The 13,404-nt window shown below is 64.2% G+C and carries 14 protein-coding genes and 1 tRNA gene; 4 read left to right on the forward strand and 11 right to left on the reverse strand.

What is annotated here, in order from left to right; genetic code table 11:
* The gene (gene phoR, locus OKW44_RS35400; protein ID WP_018421231.1) at positions 1–1,314 is read left to right on the forward strand and encodes a phosphate regulon sensor histidine kinase PhoR; all 1,314 of its coding nucleotides are present in this window, start codon (positions 1–3) and stop codon (positions 1,312–1,314) included.
* Between the two features lie 28 nt (positions 1,315–1,342).
* On the opposite strand, the gene ppk1 is transcribed toward phoR, so the two are convergent.
* Complete coding sequence (gene ppk1, locus OKW44_RS35405) at positions 1,343–3,406, reverse strand: polyphosphate kinase 1 (RefSeq protein ID WP_018421230.1); 2,064 nt, start codon at positions 3,404–3,406, stop codon at positions 1,343–1,345.
* Positions 3,407–3,610: 204 nt separating this feature from the next.
* On the opposite strand from ppk1, the gene ppx reads away from it, so the two are divergent.
* Entirely contained in the window at positions 3,611–5,263 is a 1,653-nt protein-coding gene (gene ppx, locus OKW44_RS35410) for an exopolyphosphatase (protein ID WP_018421229.1), read from the forward strand.
* A gap of 93 nt (positions 5,264–5,356) precedes the next feature.
* Here the strand turns inward: ppx and OKW44_RS35415 are convergent, their stop codons facing one another.
* The 5 genes from OKW44_RS35415 to OKW44_RS35435 form a co-directional block, all read right to left on the reverse strand.
* The gene (locus OKW44_RS35415) at positions 5,357–6,169 is read right to left on the reverse strand and encodes a GNAT family N-acetyltransferase (protein WP_018421228.1); all 813 of its coding nucleotides are present in this window, start codon (positions 6,167–6,169) and stop codon (positions 5,357–5,359) included.
* A 155-nt stretch (positions 6,170–6,324) separates the two neighbouring features.
* Positions 6,325–6,783, reverse strand: a complete 459-nt coding sequence (locus OKW44_RS35420; protein ID WP_018421227.1) for a SixA phosphatase family protein — start codon at positions 6,781–6,783, stop codon at positions 6,325–6,327.
* A gap of 211 nt (positions 6,784–6,994) precedes the next feature.
* Positions 6,995–7,071, reverse strand: a tRNA-Pro gene (locus tag OKW44_RS35425).
* Positions 7,072–7,181: 110 nt separating this feature from the next.
* Entirely contained in the window at positions 7,182–7,340 is a 159-nt protein-coding gene (locus OKW44_RS35430; protein WP_018421226.1) for a DUF3309 family protein, read from the reverse strand.
* A gap of 384 nt (positions 7,341–7,724) precedes the next feature.
* Positions 7,725–7,901, reverse strand: a complete 177-nt coding sequence (locus OKW44_RS35435; protein WP_018421224.1) for a hypothetical protein — start codon at positions 7,899–7,901, stop codon at positions 7,725–7,727.
* Between the two features lie 151 nt (positions 7,902–8,052).
* On the opposite strand from OKW44_RS35435, the gene OKW44_RS35440 reads away from it, so the two are divergent.
* A complete protein-coding gene (locus OKW44_RS35440) occupies positions 8,053–8,220 on the forward strand; it encodes a hypothetical protein (RefSeq protein ID WP_018421223.1) in 168 nt (55 codons plus the stop codon).
* Between the two features lie 287 nt (positions 8,221–8,507).
* Here OKW44_RS35440 and OKW44_RS35445 read toward each other — a convergent pair whose 3' ends face one another.
* Positions 8,508–9,905 (reverse strand): MATE family efflux transporter, encoded by a 1,398-nt coding sequence (locus tag OKW44_RS35445; RefSeq protein WP_018421222.1) that lies wholly within the window; start codon positions 9,903–9,905, stop codon positions 8,508–8,510.
* Complete coding sequence (locus OKW44_RS35450; protein WP_018421221.1) at positions 9,902–10,210, reverse strand: DUF2288 domain-containing protein; 309 nt, start codon at positions 10,208–10,210, stop codon at positions 9,902–9,904. Before OKW44_RS35450 ends, OKW44_RS35445 begins: the two co-directional genes overlap by 4 nt.
* A 717-nt stretch (positions 10,211–10,927) precedes the next feature.
* On the opposite strand from OKW44_RS35450, the gene OKW44_RS35455 reads away from it, so the two are divergent.
* Positions 10,928–11,152 (forward strand): hypothetical protein, encoded by a 225-nt coding sequence (locus OKW44_RS35455; protein WP_162633978.1) that lies wholly within the window; start codon positions 10,928–10,930, stop codon positions 11,150–11,152.
* A 44-nt stretch (positions 11,153–11,196) separates the two neighbouring features.
* On the opposite strand, the gene OKW44_RS35460 is transcribed toward OKW44_RS35455, so the two are convergent.
* The 3 genes from OKW44_RS35460 to OKW44_RS35470 all read right to left on the reverse strand — a co-directional run bounded on the left by OKW44_RS35460 (position 11,197) and on the right by OKW44_RS35470 (position 13,400).
* Positions 11,197–11,523 carry a hypothetical protein gene (locus OKW44_RS35460; protein ID WP_018421218.1) on the reverse strand — a complete coding sequence of 109 codons (327 nt, stop codon included), beginning with the start codon at positions 11,521–11,523 and terminating at the stop codon, positions 11,197–11,199.
* Positions 11,524–11,617: 94 nt separating this feature from the next.
* Positions 11,618–12,340 (reverse strand): peptidoglycan DD-metalloendopeptidase family protein, encoded by a 723-nt coding sequence (locus OKW44_RS35465; protein ID WP_018421217.1) that lies wholly within the window; start codon positions 12,338–12,340, stop codon positions 11,618–11,620.
* A 151-nt stretch (positions 12,341–12,491) separates the two neighbouring features.
* On the reverse strand, positions 12,492–13,400 hold the full coding sequence (locus OKW44_RS35470) for an aldose epimerase family protein (protein WP_018421216.1): 909 nt from the start codon (positions 13,398–13,400) through the stop codon (positions 12,492–12,494).
* Between the last annotated feature and the right edge of the window lie 4 nt (positions 13,401–13,404).

A 13,404-nucleotide genomic window follows, 5' to 3' on the forward strand; every position in this document is an offset into this window, starting at 1 on the left:
ATGAACATCATCTGGGCGCGCTCCATCGTGTCGGTCGTGCTGCTTGCTGTTCTGTGCGCGGTGGTCGGCGCACTGGTGAACGTCAAGGCAGGGCTCGCTCTCGCCATCGTCCTGCTGCTCGGACAGAGCGTCTTCAGTACTTTCCACAAGCAGCGTCTGTGGCGTCTGCTCGACGCGCCGGTGTATGGCGAAGTGCCGAGCGCCCCCGGCATCTGGGGCGAAATCTACTATCGTCTGCACAAGCTCGCGAAGCGCTGGCACGCCCAGGTGCGCCAGGTCGAGCAGCAGCATTCGCGTTTCATCCAGGCGATCCAGGCGTCGCCTAACGGTGTCGCGATGCTCGACGATCATGATCAGATCGAGTGGTGCAACGCGATTTCCGAAAGCCACTTTGGGCTCGATGCGAAGCGCGATCTGCGTCAGCACATTACGCATCTGGTGCGTCATCCGGATTTCGTCCGCTATCTGAATTCGCATCGGTACGAGGAAATGCTGATCATGCGCGGCATGGGCGACAAGCGCCAGAACGTGCTGTCGGTGCAGGTGTTTCCTTACGGCGACAATCGCAAGCTCGTGCTGTCGCAGGACATCACCGAACTCGAGCGCACCGATGCGATGCGGCGTGACTTCGTCGCCAACGTGTCGCACGAATTGAAAACACCGCTCACCGTGTTGTCCGGCTTTCTCGAGACGATGCGCGAGCTGCCGTTGGGCGAAGCCGAGCGCGCGCGTTATCTCGAGCTGATGGAGCAGCAGGCGTCGCGCATGCGTCATATCGTCAGCGATCTGCTCGTGCTAGCGAGGCTCGAAGGCGACAACAAGCCGCCGAGCGATCAGATGATCGACATGCGCGCGGTGTTGCGGCATCTGCGCGACGACGCGCAGAGCCTGTCCAGCGATCATCACAAGATCGTCTTCGATGCCGACGAAGCGCTGACCGTCACCGGCGTCGAAACCGAGATTTTCAGCGCATTCGGCAATCTGGTGACGAACGCGATCCGCTACACGCCGGACGGCGGCTCGATCAAGGTTAACTGGCGTGCGCAGGGTGGCCATGCGGTGTTCTCGGTCACCGATAGCGGCCTCGGCATTCCGGCCGCCGATATCCCGCGGCTCACCGAGCGCTTCTATCGCGTCGATCGCAGCCGTTCGCGCGATACGGGCGGCACCGGGCTCGGTCTCGCGATCGTCAAGCACGTACTGCAACGGCACGATGCGCAACTCGACGTAAAGAGCGAAGAAGGGCGCGGCAGCACGTTCACGGTGCGCTTTCCGGTGTATCGGACGGCGCACGTTCAAACCGCACAGGTTTGAACGCGGCAGTCGACTGAAACGCGGGCGACTACGAACAGAACTTGCCGAGCAGGCTCATCTGCGCATTGCGCGACGCCTTGCCCGGCCGGCGCCGGCGATAGTGACCGTCGCTCTGCATCAACCAGGCCGACTGGTTGTCGCCGAGAAACGCCGACAGCCCTTCCGCGATCACGCGCCGCTTCAGCCGCCGGTTGTTGACCGGGAATGCGACTTCGACGCGCCGGAACAGATTGCGATCCATCCAGTCGGCGCTCGACAGATAAACCTGCTCCTTGCCGCCGTCGTAGAAGTAGTAGATGCGATGGTGTTCGAGAAAGCGCCCGACGATCGAGCGCACCGTGATGTTCTCGGAGAGCCCTTGCACGCCCGGCTGCAGCGAGCACACGCCGCGCACGATCAGATCGATCTTCACGCCGGCCTGCGATGCTTCGTACAGCTCGGCGATCACCGTCGGCTCGAGCAGCGCGTTCATCTTCGCGACGATGCGCGCCTTTTTGCCCGCGCGCGCATGCTCGGCTTCCTGGCGGATCGCGTCGACGAGCTTAGGATGCAGCGTGAACGGCGACTGCCACAGCTCGTGCAGCTTCAGCTCGCCGCCGATGCCGGTGAGCTGCTGGAACACATGGTGCACGTCCTCGCAGATCTTCTGATCGGCGGTCATCAGACCGAAATCGGTATAGAGGCGCGCGGTGCGCGGGTGATAGTTGCCCGTGCCGAGGTGCACATAGCGCTTCAGGATCGCCTTGCCGCCCGCCGACACGCGTCGCACGATCAGCATCATCTTCGCGTGGCACTTGTGGCCGACTACGCCGTAGACCACGTGCGCGCCGACCGCCTCGAGCTGCGAGGCCCAGTTGATGTTGGTTTCCTCGTCGAAGCGCGCGAGCAGCTCGACGACCACCGTGACTTCCTTGCCGTTGCGCGCGGCCTGCATCAGCGCATCCATCAGCGGCGAGTCGGTGCCGGTCCGATAGATGGTCTGCTTGATCGCGACCACGTTCGGGTCCTTGGCCGCCTGCAACAGCAGCTCGAGCACCGGCTGGAAGCTCTCGTACGGATGATGCAGCAGCACGTCGCCCTGATCGATCACGTCGAACATGCTCGCGCTGTTGGCGATCTGCCTCGGCGTCGACGGAATGTGCGGCACGAACTTCAGATCCGGCCGGTCGACCATCTCGGGCAGCTGCATCAGCCGCACCAGATTGACGGGGCCGTTCACGTAGTAGCAGTCCTTGTTCGACAGACCGCTTTCGTCGAGCAGGCGCCGCACCACATGCGTGGGCGTTTCCGCCGACACTTCGAGCCGCACCGCATTGCCCAGATGCCGCGCCGGCAGTTCGCCCTGCAACGCGACGCGCAGATTGGTGATTTCGTCTTCGTCGACGAACAGCTCGCTATTGCGCGTGATGCGAAACTGATTGCAGCTGCGCACGACGAGATTCGGAAACAGCTCGCCGACAAAGTGTTGGAGCAGCGAGCTCAGCAGCACGAAGCCATGCGGATAACCCGACAGCTCCTGCGGCATGCGCACGAGTCGCGGCAGCGCGCGCGGCGCCTGCACGATGCCCATCATCGCCTGACGACCGAACGCGTCCTTGCCCTCGAGCTCGACGACGAAGTTCAGGCTCTTGTTCAGCACGCGCGGAAACGGATGCGCGGGGTCGAGACCGATCGGCGTGAGCACCGGCAGCAGTTCGTTGAAGAAGTAGTTGCGCGCCCATTCGGTCTGCGCGTCGCTCCAGGCTTCGTTGCCGTGAAAATAGATGCCTTCCTGTTCGAGCGCGGTGAGCACCGTGTCGTGCAGCATCGTGTACTGGCGATGCACGAGCTTCTGCGCACGTTCGACCACGAGGTCGTACATGTGAAGCAGCGACATGCCGTCGGGCGACAATGCGCCGGGGTTGTCGCCCATCTGTTCCTGAAGCCCGGCCATGCGGACTTCGAAGAATTCGTCGAGGTTGCTGCTGGTGATGCAGATAAAGCGGAGACGTTCGAGCAGGGGGACGGCGGGATCGGCGGCTTGCGCCAGCACACGCTCGTTGAAACCCAGAATGCCCAGCTCGCGATTCAATAAGGGATAGCGGACGGACATCGGCGGCGAGATTGAAATGTCTGAAATGGAGACAGAAAGACGCTCGGAAATTCTCACGGTTTGGTGACGTCCTGATGACATCGGTGATGTTCTTAAGATTTTATGCCGCAATCGTCGTCTGTCGTCAATATGACGCGCTACCTATGCGACGATACCGAACTCCCTGCGCCGCGAGGTGACACCGTGAAGGCTGCTACGCTTAGAATGGCGTCTTTGAACAGTGCGGCCGGCCGCGACTCGCATCATGCGCCGAAGGCGCCGGGCAGGCGCGTGGCGCTGCCGGAGTCCGCCGCCACGCCCTCGGCCGCATCCGCCGCGCTCGCGCGCATGGAGTACGCTTACCCGATGGTCAATATTCCTCATCTCCTCGCCGCCGTCGATCTCGGTTCGAACAGCTTCCGGCTAATCGTGGGCCGGGTCGAGGAAACCGACGCGGGCAGCCAGATCTATCAGGTGGACGCCTTGCGCGAGCCGGTGCGGCTCGCGGCCGGGCTATCGAGCGACAAGATGCTCGATCGCGCGTCGCAGGTGCGTGGCTGGGATGCGCTGAAGCGCTTCGGCGAGCGGTTGCGCGATTTTCATCCGGACCACGTGCGCGCGGTCGCGACCAATACGCTGCGCATCGCGAAGAATGCGGGCGAATTTCTCGGCGAAGCGCAGGCCGCGCTCGGTTTTCCGATCGAAGTGATCGCCGGTCGCGAGGAAGCGCGCCTGATTTATGCGGGCGCCGCGCACTCGGTGCCGGCGAGCGCGGGCAAGCGGCTCGTCGTCGATATCGGCGGTGGCTCGACGGAATTCATCATCGGCTCGCACTACACGCCGATCATGATGGAGAGCTTGTATATCGGCTGCGTGAGCCATAGCCGCGCGTTTTTCCCGGCCGGCAACGTCGACGAGTACACGATGCGCCAGGCCGAGCTCGCCGCGCGCCGCGAAATCCAGATCATTTCCGCCGAATACAAGAAGACCGGCTGGGAGCAGGCGATCGGCTCGTCGGGCACCGCGCGCGCGCTCGCCGAACTGGTCGAGGCGAACAATTTCAACGATGCGGGCGTCACGCACGGCATTTCGCGCGGCGGCCTCGAGCGGCTCAAGCGCGCGCTGATCAAGGCCGAAAACGTCAACCGGCTGAAACTGATTGCGCTGAAGAGCGACCGCGTGCCGGTGCTCGCGGGCGGGCTGTCGATCATGATCGCGGTGTTCGACGAACTGGGCGTCGACTATGTCGACACCACCGACGGCGCGCTGCGCCTCGGCGTCATGTACGACCTGCTCGGCCGTTCGCAGCACGAGGACATGCGTACGGTGACGGTCGAGGGCTTCATGCGCCGCTATGGCGTCGATCGCCCGCAGGCGGGGCGCATCGGCGATCTGTCGACGAGCTTCTACGACCAGTTCGTCGAACCGGACGAGGAACGCCGCGCGGAAAACCGCATGTTCATCGGCTGGGCGGCGTCGCTGCACGAAATCGGGCTGTCGATCTCGCATAGCGCGTATCACAAACACTCGGCTTATATCGCAAGCAATGCCGACATGCCGGGCTTTTCGCGTACCGACCAGGCGCGCCTCGCCGCGCTCGTGCTCGGCCACGCGGGCAAGCTCGGCAAGCTGTCGCAGACGCGCGACGTCGAATGGCCGCTGCTGTTCTGTCTGCGGCTCGCGGCGTTGCTGTGCCGTCGACGCGCGGACGTCGGCCTGCCGGGCATCACGGTTGCTCAGGCGAACGGCGGCTATGAGGTGCGTTTGCCGAACGTGTGGGTCGCCAACAATCCGTTGACGGATTACAGCCTGATCCAGGAGGCTGCGGAGTGGGAGAAAGTCGGGATTCCGTACCGTGTCGTTTATACGGACGATTGACGCGATGCGATTCGACGCACGCGTCGATTCGCGGCGTGTGCATGAACAAAAAAAGCCCTGCAAATGCAGGGCTTTTTCGTATCTCGGTGCAGCTTATCGCGGCAACGCGTCGCCGAGGAAGTGCCGCGCATAGCGCGCGTTGATATCGGACAGACGGAACAGCGTCAGGAAATCCGCGGTATTGAAGTCGGGATCCCACGCAGGTGCGCCGCAAATCTTCGCGCCGAGACGCAAGTAGCCCTTCACGAGCGGCGGCGGCGCGACGGCGGCACCCGTCTGCAGTTCGTCGACCGGCAGCGGCGTATGCGGGAACGCGCGATATTCGGGCGCGGTCAGCGCGTTGTCGCGCAGCGAGCAGTACAGGTTCGCCGCATAGTGGCCGCCGTCGGCCATCGCGACGCTCGCGCAGCCGAGCATCGTCTCGTAGCCGTTGTGCTTCATGTATGCGGCGAGCCCAGCCCACAGCGACATGATCACCGAGCCGCTGCGATAGTCGGAATGCACGCACGAGCGGCCGACCTCGACCATCTTCGCGCGCAGATGAGTGAGACGCGACACGTCGAACTCGCTTTCCGCATATAGACGGCCGATGCGCGCGGCCTGATGCGGCGGCAGAGCGCGATACGTGCCGACTACTTTCAAGGTGTCGAGATCGCGTACCAGCAAATGGTCGCAGTACGAATCGAAGGCATCGACGTCGAGCCCCGCGGGGCCGCTGAGGCGTGCGCCCATTTCGTCGGCGAAGACGCGATAGCGTAGACGCTGCGCTTCACGCAGCTCTTCGTCGGTACGCGCCCACGACACTTGCAGGCGATGCTGCGCGGTGACCGTTTCCTCGGCACGCGGCAGACGGCGCGGTTCGAAAAGCGAGGCGAAGGGCAGGGTGGGCGTCGGCAGTTCTCGCATTGGCTGTCCTGGTCGAAAAGAGTGAGGATTTCTTTTTTCGCCAATGTAGTAACGCGCGGTGACGCTCGCATGGCAAAGCCGTGACGATTGGATGACTGCCCGTAAGCCCTCGCGTGGGTGCCTGTAATGTCGGAGGCGTCGCGCGACACGCGCGCTCAGATCAGATCGGGGCTGATGGCGGCGCGCAACACCGCCTCATCTTCGCCGTTGCGCTCGCGGCTCTCGATCCACCAGATGCCGGCTTTTTTCAGTGGCCAGCTCGCGCGGCTGTCGCCGAGCAGTTGCGCGGCGACGTGGCCGAGCGTCGGTTGATGGCCGACGATCACCACGGTTTGCGCGATGCCGCCGGGCCAGCCGGCCGCTTCCAGGACGTCGTTCGCGCTCGCGTTCGGCGCGAGTTCGCGCACGACGCGGTACTGGTCGCTCAACGTCTCGGCGGTCTGGATGGTGCGCACGGCGGGGCTCGCGAGTATGACCGCGTCGTCGGGCAAACGGGCGCGCAGCCATTTCGCGGCGTTCTGCGCCTGCTTGCGGCCGCGCGTGGTGAGTGCGCGGGAGAGATCGCTCGCGGCGACATCTTCTGCTTCGGCGTGACGCCAGAGGATCAGGTCCATGGGAGTCTCCTTTTTGAGCGGCTTGGGATGGCGTTGCGGCGGGCTTTCGCGTCTTCGCAGCGAGGTACCTGCGCAAGCACTGTCGCATGCGCGGGTGATGATTTGCAAGGCGAGTGCCTGACGGGTCGGCTGTTTGCGTCCACTTGAACGCGAGCCCAAAAAGCAAAAACCCGCGAAGCCGGAGGCTTCGCGGGTTTCGACCTGCTTTTCGTGGTCGGAGCGATAGGATTCGAACCTACGACCCTCTGATCCCAAATCAGATGCGCTACCAGGCTGCGCTACGCTCCGACGAATCCGAGAGTATAGGGGGTGCGTGCAGGAGCGTCAATCCCTTGGCGGCAACAACCGTACGGGCAACGACGTTCGCCGTAGCGGGCTCGCGCCGGCCTCGCGGTGGGCTATATACGCCCCATCAACAGCAGAATGATCACGATGATCAGCACGACGCCGACGAGTCCAGTCGGCCGATAGCCCCAGCCGCTGCTATACGGCCAGCTTGGCAACGCGCCGATCAGCAGCAGGATGAGCACGATTAGCAGGATGGTTCCGACGGTCATGGCGTTCTCCTTTTTGCGGGGGCCGCGAAATCGCTGGCCGCATCGTCACGCTGGTGTGGCGCACGCGCCGCGACAATCGACGCGCGTGTCGCGCGTCTGTTGCTGGATCGGAATCAGCAAGGCATGTGCCCAGCACCCGTTAAGCTCGATGCAGTGAGGCCTTGGACGAAGGCGCAGAAGGAGAGAGCGACGCAGGAAGCGTCGTCGTTCGATGTATGTATGCCCAAAGAACCGGAAAGGCGTCGCGCACGTCCAGCGGACCTCGATGCGCGCAGGCGCCGCAACGCCGGTCATCGCGTCATCGAGCGGCCGCGCGACTGAGGCACCGTGACATGCCGGTGCCGCGGCCAGAGGCCATTCGGTCCGAGTCGAAGATCACCTGCATCAATGCCTTGGACGCCTCCAATGCGGCATATGTAGATGCTGATGCGTCCAGTGATGCAGCATGCCCTCGCCATCGTGTTCACGCCGGTATGCCCGCGATTCGAAAATCGACAACGCCACCAGCACGATCAGACCTATTGCGAGCCCGATCAGGCCCGCGATCGATTCACCGTCCATGGCAGTCTCCCGGTAGGTTCAGCCATGAACCCATAGTAGCGCAGCTCTGGCGAAATCTCACGAAATGGAACGGGCGGAACGCGCTTTGCGGTTAGACTCTCGGCGCGCCGGCGGACGTCCGCCATCGCTTTGTCCCGGAGACGATTGCAAAATGACCCGCGTTCTGACTCTTGCCTTGCTGTTTTGCGCCGGCGTCGCCGGCTGTGCGGACAACCCGTCCGCGCATCGCGGCAGCCCGCCACATGATCCCGCCGACTACCACGGCGTGCCCACCGATGATCGGCCGCCCGCGATGGTGCCCGCCCCCGTCGCACAGTGAGCGCTCGTTCAGCGAAGAGAAAAGAGTGCAGCCCGTGATGAAGCTGTGCAACGAGAAAGCGCCTGCAGCGCGAAACCGTCGTTGAAGTGAAAACGACCGGGAAAGGGTGGGGAAAGCGAAGCACCGGCGCGGGCACGCCGGCACTTCTGACCCGTGCCGACTGTTCGCGCGGAGAGCACGGGCTGAGAGCATTCTAGGACGCGCTCGTTATGCGATATGTATGCGCTTGTTTCAAGCCGTAACGGTCTGTCGTCCGCCGGATAGCCAATGACGCCCAACGCACCGCGCTACGCGGCCGCAATCCCCCGCGACACGCCCGGCAGGTAACGCGCGAGCGTTGCGCCACGCGTGGCCATGAAGATCAGCAGCGCGATCCACAGCCCGTGATTGCCGTGCCACGCTAGCAATGCCGACGCCGCCGCCACGAACACCGCAAGCGACACCACCATCGACATCATCAGCTCGCGCGTTCGCGTCGCGCCGATGAACACGCCGTCGAGCAGGAAGCCCCACACCGAAATTACCGGCGACAGCGCCGCCCACGGCAGATAGGTTTCGGCCGCGGCACGCACAGCGGCCTGATTGGTCAGCCGCTCGATGATCCACGCACCCGCGCCCCAGTACACACACGAGAAGCCGATCGCGCCGAGCGCCGACCACAGCGCGGTGACCTTGACCGCCTGCGCGAACGCGTGACGATCGCGCGCACCGATCGCCGCGCCGACCAGCGCCTCGGCCGCGTGCGCGAAGCCGTCGAGGCCGTACGCCATGAAGGTCTGGAAATTGAGTAGCAATGCGTTCGCGGCGAGCGTCGCGTCGCCTTGCCGCGCGCCGAGATGCGCGAACCAGCCGAACGACGACAGCAGGCACAGCGTGCGCACGAAAATGTCGCGATTGAGCACGACGAGCCGCTTCAGCGCGGCGGCGTCGAACAAGGCGGCGCGATTCAGCGCGGGTAGGCCGCGCGGCCTGCCGTGCCATAGCAGGGCGAGCCCGAGCACGAAGCCGAGCGCGTCGGCGGTCGCGGTAGCCGCGCCGATGCCGGCCACACCCCAATGAAACGCGTACACGTACAGCAGCACCGCGACGATGTTCACGCTGTTGATGAAGACCTGCGACAGCAACGCGAGCCGCACCCGCTGCGTGCCGAGCAGCCAGCCGAGCACCACGTAGTTGCCGAGCGCGAGCGGTGCGGCCCAGATGCGCGCGTGGCAATAAATCTGCGCGTGCCGCTGCACGGCGTCGCTGCCGCCGATCGCCCGCAGCGCATAGTCGATCAGCGGTTGCTGCACGAGCAGCACCAGCGCGCCGATCGCGGCCGCCATCAGCAGTGCGCGCACGACGGTATTGCGCAACTCGTCGCTGCGGCCCGCGCCGTGCGCCTGCGCGACGAGGCCGGTCGTGCCCATGCGCAGGAAGCCGAAGCCCCAGAACACGAAGTTGAAGAAGAGCCCGCCGAGCGCGACACCGCCGAGGTACGAGGCACTGTCCAGATGACCAGCGACGGCGGTGTCGACCGCGCCGAGGATCGGTTGCGTCAGATTCGCGAGGACGATTGGGAATGCGAGCGCGAGCACCCGGCGATGCCAGCGCACCGGCAGCGCGGGCGCGCTGGCTGGGTGTGCGGCGGTTTCGGATGGCGCGGCGGGGGGCGTACCGGCATCGGGCGTGCTCGCGTCGTTCAAGAGCGCTCCTGCACGCACACCCAAGGCGAGACGACGACCGCCCACAGCTCGGGGTCGCGCGCGGCGAGATCGGCGGCCGTCTCCGACTGCACGCGCTCGACGAGGCCGGAGGACAACCATTGGGCGACCTGGGTGGTATCGTCGTTGGCGATTGCTTCGGCGACGCTCACGAGATCGAGGTCGCGCGCGACGTGCAGTAGTATTCCGCCCGCAAAGAAACGTTGGAGTTCGCTCCAGCCGATCTTGGCGGTTTCGCCGAGCAGCTTCGCGTAAAGGGGGCTTTGGGAGGCGTCGCTGGAAGTCATCGTGGGCAGGGTCGGACGGGGCCGTCACTATAAACTATTGGCAAGGACCGGCGGGCTGCGTGGCGGCCTTGCGCAACGCGCCGGGCGGTCTTTTATGCAGCGCGGACTGAATCGGATTCTGAACCTGGATGGCGGCGGATTCAACGACGGCGGCGCACGAGGCGTGCCGCCCATCAGCGCCGGCCATTAATCGTCCGAATGTTCAAAGCGGAAACGAGTTTGAATGCGGTTTCAATATTGTCGGCGGAATTGTCAATGTTAAAGATTTCACTATTCGCGAATTATTGTGAAGAAGTATTGACGCTTATTCGGAAGAGTTGCCGCGACCAATCGATGCGTTACGTGCGTTTCCGCACCAAGTTAATATTCGCAACCCGGAGCTGCGTTATTGCCGAATGAGTTAGTGTTATTCGGCCAGACGTCTTTCCTCTGCTGTTTTGGCGGGACTTTCCGCTGATAGCCTAGGAACATTGGCCGATGCGATGCTCCGACATTCCTGTTCGAATGATCTGGCGTGTGGAGTATCCCAGCTGCGGCGCATTAAGCCGGTCTGATTCCGACATTTCCGATTCACGGATTGCGGAATCCGTACGCCGTGTAACACTGTCCGCAAAATTAATGCATTGCGCTTGTAAATGCAGATTGTTAGATTTCGTTCTGGCGCATGGTGAACCGGTCCTTTGCCGATATGCGCCGAACCCCCGTTAGCCCGGCCTCGTGCCGGGCTTTTTTTTGAATGGATTTACGCAGATGTTTAACCGTGCCTCAGCGATCTTCACCGCGAATTCACAATATGCGGCCGATGATAGCGGATTATTTATCGGCGCGAGACTCATGACCGGGGTGATCATTTTTGTCGGCGTGTGGCTAATCGTGCTCGCGTTGCTGGTGCGCTTCGCCGCGCGCATCGATCCGCGCTCCGGGCGCCGGCGAGGCCGCTAAGCGGTGGCGCTCGGCGGCCGCGCGTGCCGCACGGCGCGCTGCCTTTACTGCTTGCAGCGGACGACCATCGAACGGTTTTTCACATTCGCGCCGAAAATCCCACCGATCGTGCCGCCCGACGTCGCGCCGTTGTCGACGTCTTTCGAAACCACGTCGTACCCGTAGTTGCCGCAGGTTTCGCCCGCGCGCTTATAGCACTCGGCCCAGCTCGTGCTGGCGTCGCTGCCGCTGCAGTTGATCGCGAAGCCGGTGTCGCCGCTTGGCAGATAGGTCATCGTGGTCGTGGTCGAGCAGCCGCCGAGGCCGCCAAGCGTCAGGAGGCCAAGACTGATCGTTGCCGCCGTCGCGACGCGCGCCAATGGGCTTTTCATTTCAGATTCCTTGCAAATAGCGGAAGGGCGTGGCGCGCAGCCACGCCGCTTCGAATTGAGCGTTTATAGCACGGCGGGTTCCCGCGCCCGCCGCCTAGCGCGGCGGCAGTTCTTTCGACGGATCGATCGAGCGGCCCTGGTAGCGCAGTTCGAAATGCAGCATCACGCGATCGGTATCGGTGTCGCCCATTTCGGCGATTTTCTGGCCGCGCTTGACCGATTCGCCTTCCTTCACCAACAGCGCGCGGTTATGCGCGTAAGCGGTCAGATAGTCGGCGTTGTGCTTGAGGATCAGCAGATTGCCGTAGCCGCGCAGACCGTTGCCCGCATAGACGACGGTGCCAGGCGCCGCCGCGACGATGGGCGTGCCGGCCGGCGCGGAAATATCGATACCCTTCGAGTTGCCGCCGTCGAAACGGCGGAACACCGTGCCGTCGGCCGGCCATACCAGCGAGATCGGCGCGGGTGCGGTCGCCGGCGCAGTGTCCGCGGGCGCAGGACGCGGCGTGGCCGCCGCGCTCGCGCTGCCACTGCTGCTACCGCCACCGCCGCTGCGGATCGCGCCGCTCGTCGACGCCGCGCCGGCTGGCGGCGCGACGCGCAGCACCTGGCCGACTTCGATGCTGTCGGGATTGGTCAGGTTGTTCCAGCGTGCGATGTTCTGCACCGATTGCCGGTTGCCGCGCGCGATTTTCGACAGCGTGTCGCCCCGTTCGACCCGGTAGTAGCCCGGCCCCACCGGCGCCGACCCGCACGCGGCGAGCAGCGCGAGCAATGCCGCGCAGCCGAGTCGTTTGATTCTTGTCGTTTCCAGCATTGGACCTCGCAAAGCACTGCCGCGCTGATCCCGATGACGCGGCACAGACAGACAAAGCGTTCGATTCTAACGGTTTTGTGTTGCGCCCCCCGGCGAGGGGGGCGAGGTGGCAGGCGGGCGCTTCGAGCGGCTCGCCGCCGGCGCCGGCGTATCAGCTGGTCTTCTCGACCGTAATGCGCAGTGCCGCCGTTTCGGTTTGTCCCGGCTCGAGCCAGCGCAAACCTCGGCCGTTGTGGATCGCATCGGGTAAGCCGAGCCACGGCTCCACGCAGTAAAAGTCCGACTGCGGCGTTTCAGTCCACGTCGTCACCGAGTACCAGGGCACCGAGCCGGGCCGCTGCAGATCGATCGTGATGACGCGATCGATGCCCGGCGCCTCGACCCTCACCGGTCGATCGGGCGTGCCGGTCAGGCAATGGAAGCGGTCGTAGATGCGGTCTTCGTCGAGCGTGTAGCTCGCTTCGCCCGGCTCGGCGGGGCTGATCGAGCCGTCCTCGAGCTGACGGCACCGCTCGGTGCGCGGCAGTTCGATCGTCGTCTGCGCGCGCTGCGTGTGCGGCAGCGTGAAGTAGAAGTGATGGCCGGCGTAGTAGGGCAGGGGCGCGTCGCCGGTATTGGTGGTGGTCAGCGTCACGTCGAGCGTGCGCGGATCGATGAGCTCGTAGGCGGCCTCGAAGCGGAAGCCGAACGGATAGGAGCCGCGGGTCGCTTCACTGTCGGTCAGAACCATCCGCAGGCCGGCGCCATGCACGTCGGCGTGAGGCTCGAACGGCAGGTCGCGCGCGAAGCCGTGCATCGGCAGCTCGCGCACGGTGCCCTGCGCGTCACGCCAATAGCCGATCTTGCCGTCGACGCGATGACGGCCGAGAAATGGAAACAGCAGCGGATTGCCGCCGCGAATCCGCGCGGGCACGCTCCAGTCGGCGTGCTCGGGCCAGTGAATCACCTCTTCGCCGTCGATCGTCCACGACAGCAGACGGCCGCCGGCTTGCGGCGAAAAACGGAGCACCGAGGCGTCCTGGGCGATCTCGAGAATGTCCTGTTCCGGGGAGAGGGGCATGGTC

Origin of the sequence: Paraburkholderia lebeckiae, from assembly GCF_050436325.1 — a bacterium.
Lineage (GTDB): Bacteria > Pseudomonadota > Gammaproteobacteria > Burkholderiales > Burkholderiaceae > Paraburkholderia > Paraburkholderia tuberum.

Coding starts and splice junctions, on each gene's coding strand:
- OKW44_RS35435 (WP_018421224.1), bottom strand. CDS start 7,901: ATGGACGGTGAATCGATCGCGGGCCTGATCGGGCTCGCAATAGGTCTG.
- OKW44_RS35415 (WP_018421228.1), bottom strand. CDS start 6,169: ATGCGAGAACTGCCGACGCCCACCCTGCCCTTCGCCTCGCTTTTCGAA.
- ppk1 (WP_018421230.1), bottom strand. CDS start 3,406: ATGTCCGTCCGCTATCCCTTATTGAATCGCGAGCTGGGCATTCTGGGT.
- OKW44_RS35430 (WP_018421226.1), bottom strand. CDS start 7,340: ATGACCGTCGGAACCATCCTGCTAATCGTGCTCATCCTGCTGCTGATC.
- OKW44_RS35440 (WP_018421223.1), top strand. CDS start 8,053: ATGACCCGCGTTCTGACTCTTGCCTTGCTGTTTTGCGCCGGCGTCGCC.
- OKW44_RS35470 (WP_018421216.1), bottom strand. CDS start 13,400: ATGCCCCTCTCCCCGGAACAGGACATTCTCGAGATCGCCCAGGACGCC.
- OKW44_RS35450 (WP_018421221.1), bottom strand. CDS start 10,210: ATGACTTCCAGCGACGCCTCCCAAAGCCCCCTTTACGCGAAGCTGCTC.
- phoR (WP_018421231.1), top strand. CDS start 1: ATGAACATCATCTGGGCGCGCTCCATCGTGTCGGTCGTGCTGCTTGCT.
- OKW44_RS35460 (WP_018421218.1), bottom strand. CDS start 11,523: ATGAAAAGCCCATTGGCGCGCGTCGCGACGGCGGCAACGATCAGTCTT.
- OKW44_RS35465 (WP_018421217.1), bottom strand. CDS start 12,340: ATGCTGGAAACGACAAGAATCAAACGACTCGGCTGCGCGGCATTGCTC.
- ppx (WP_018421229.1), top strand. CDS start 3,611: ATGGCGTCTTTGAACAGTGCGGCCGGCCGCGACTCGCATCATGCGCCG.
- OKW44_RS35420 (WP_018421227.1), bottom strand. CDS start 6,783: ATGGACCTGATCCTCTGGCGTCACGCCGAAGCAGAAGATGTCGCCGCG.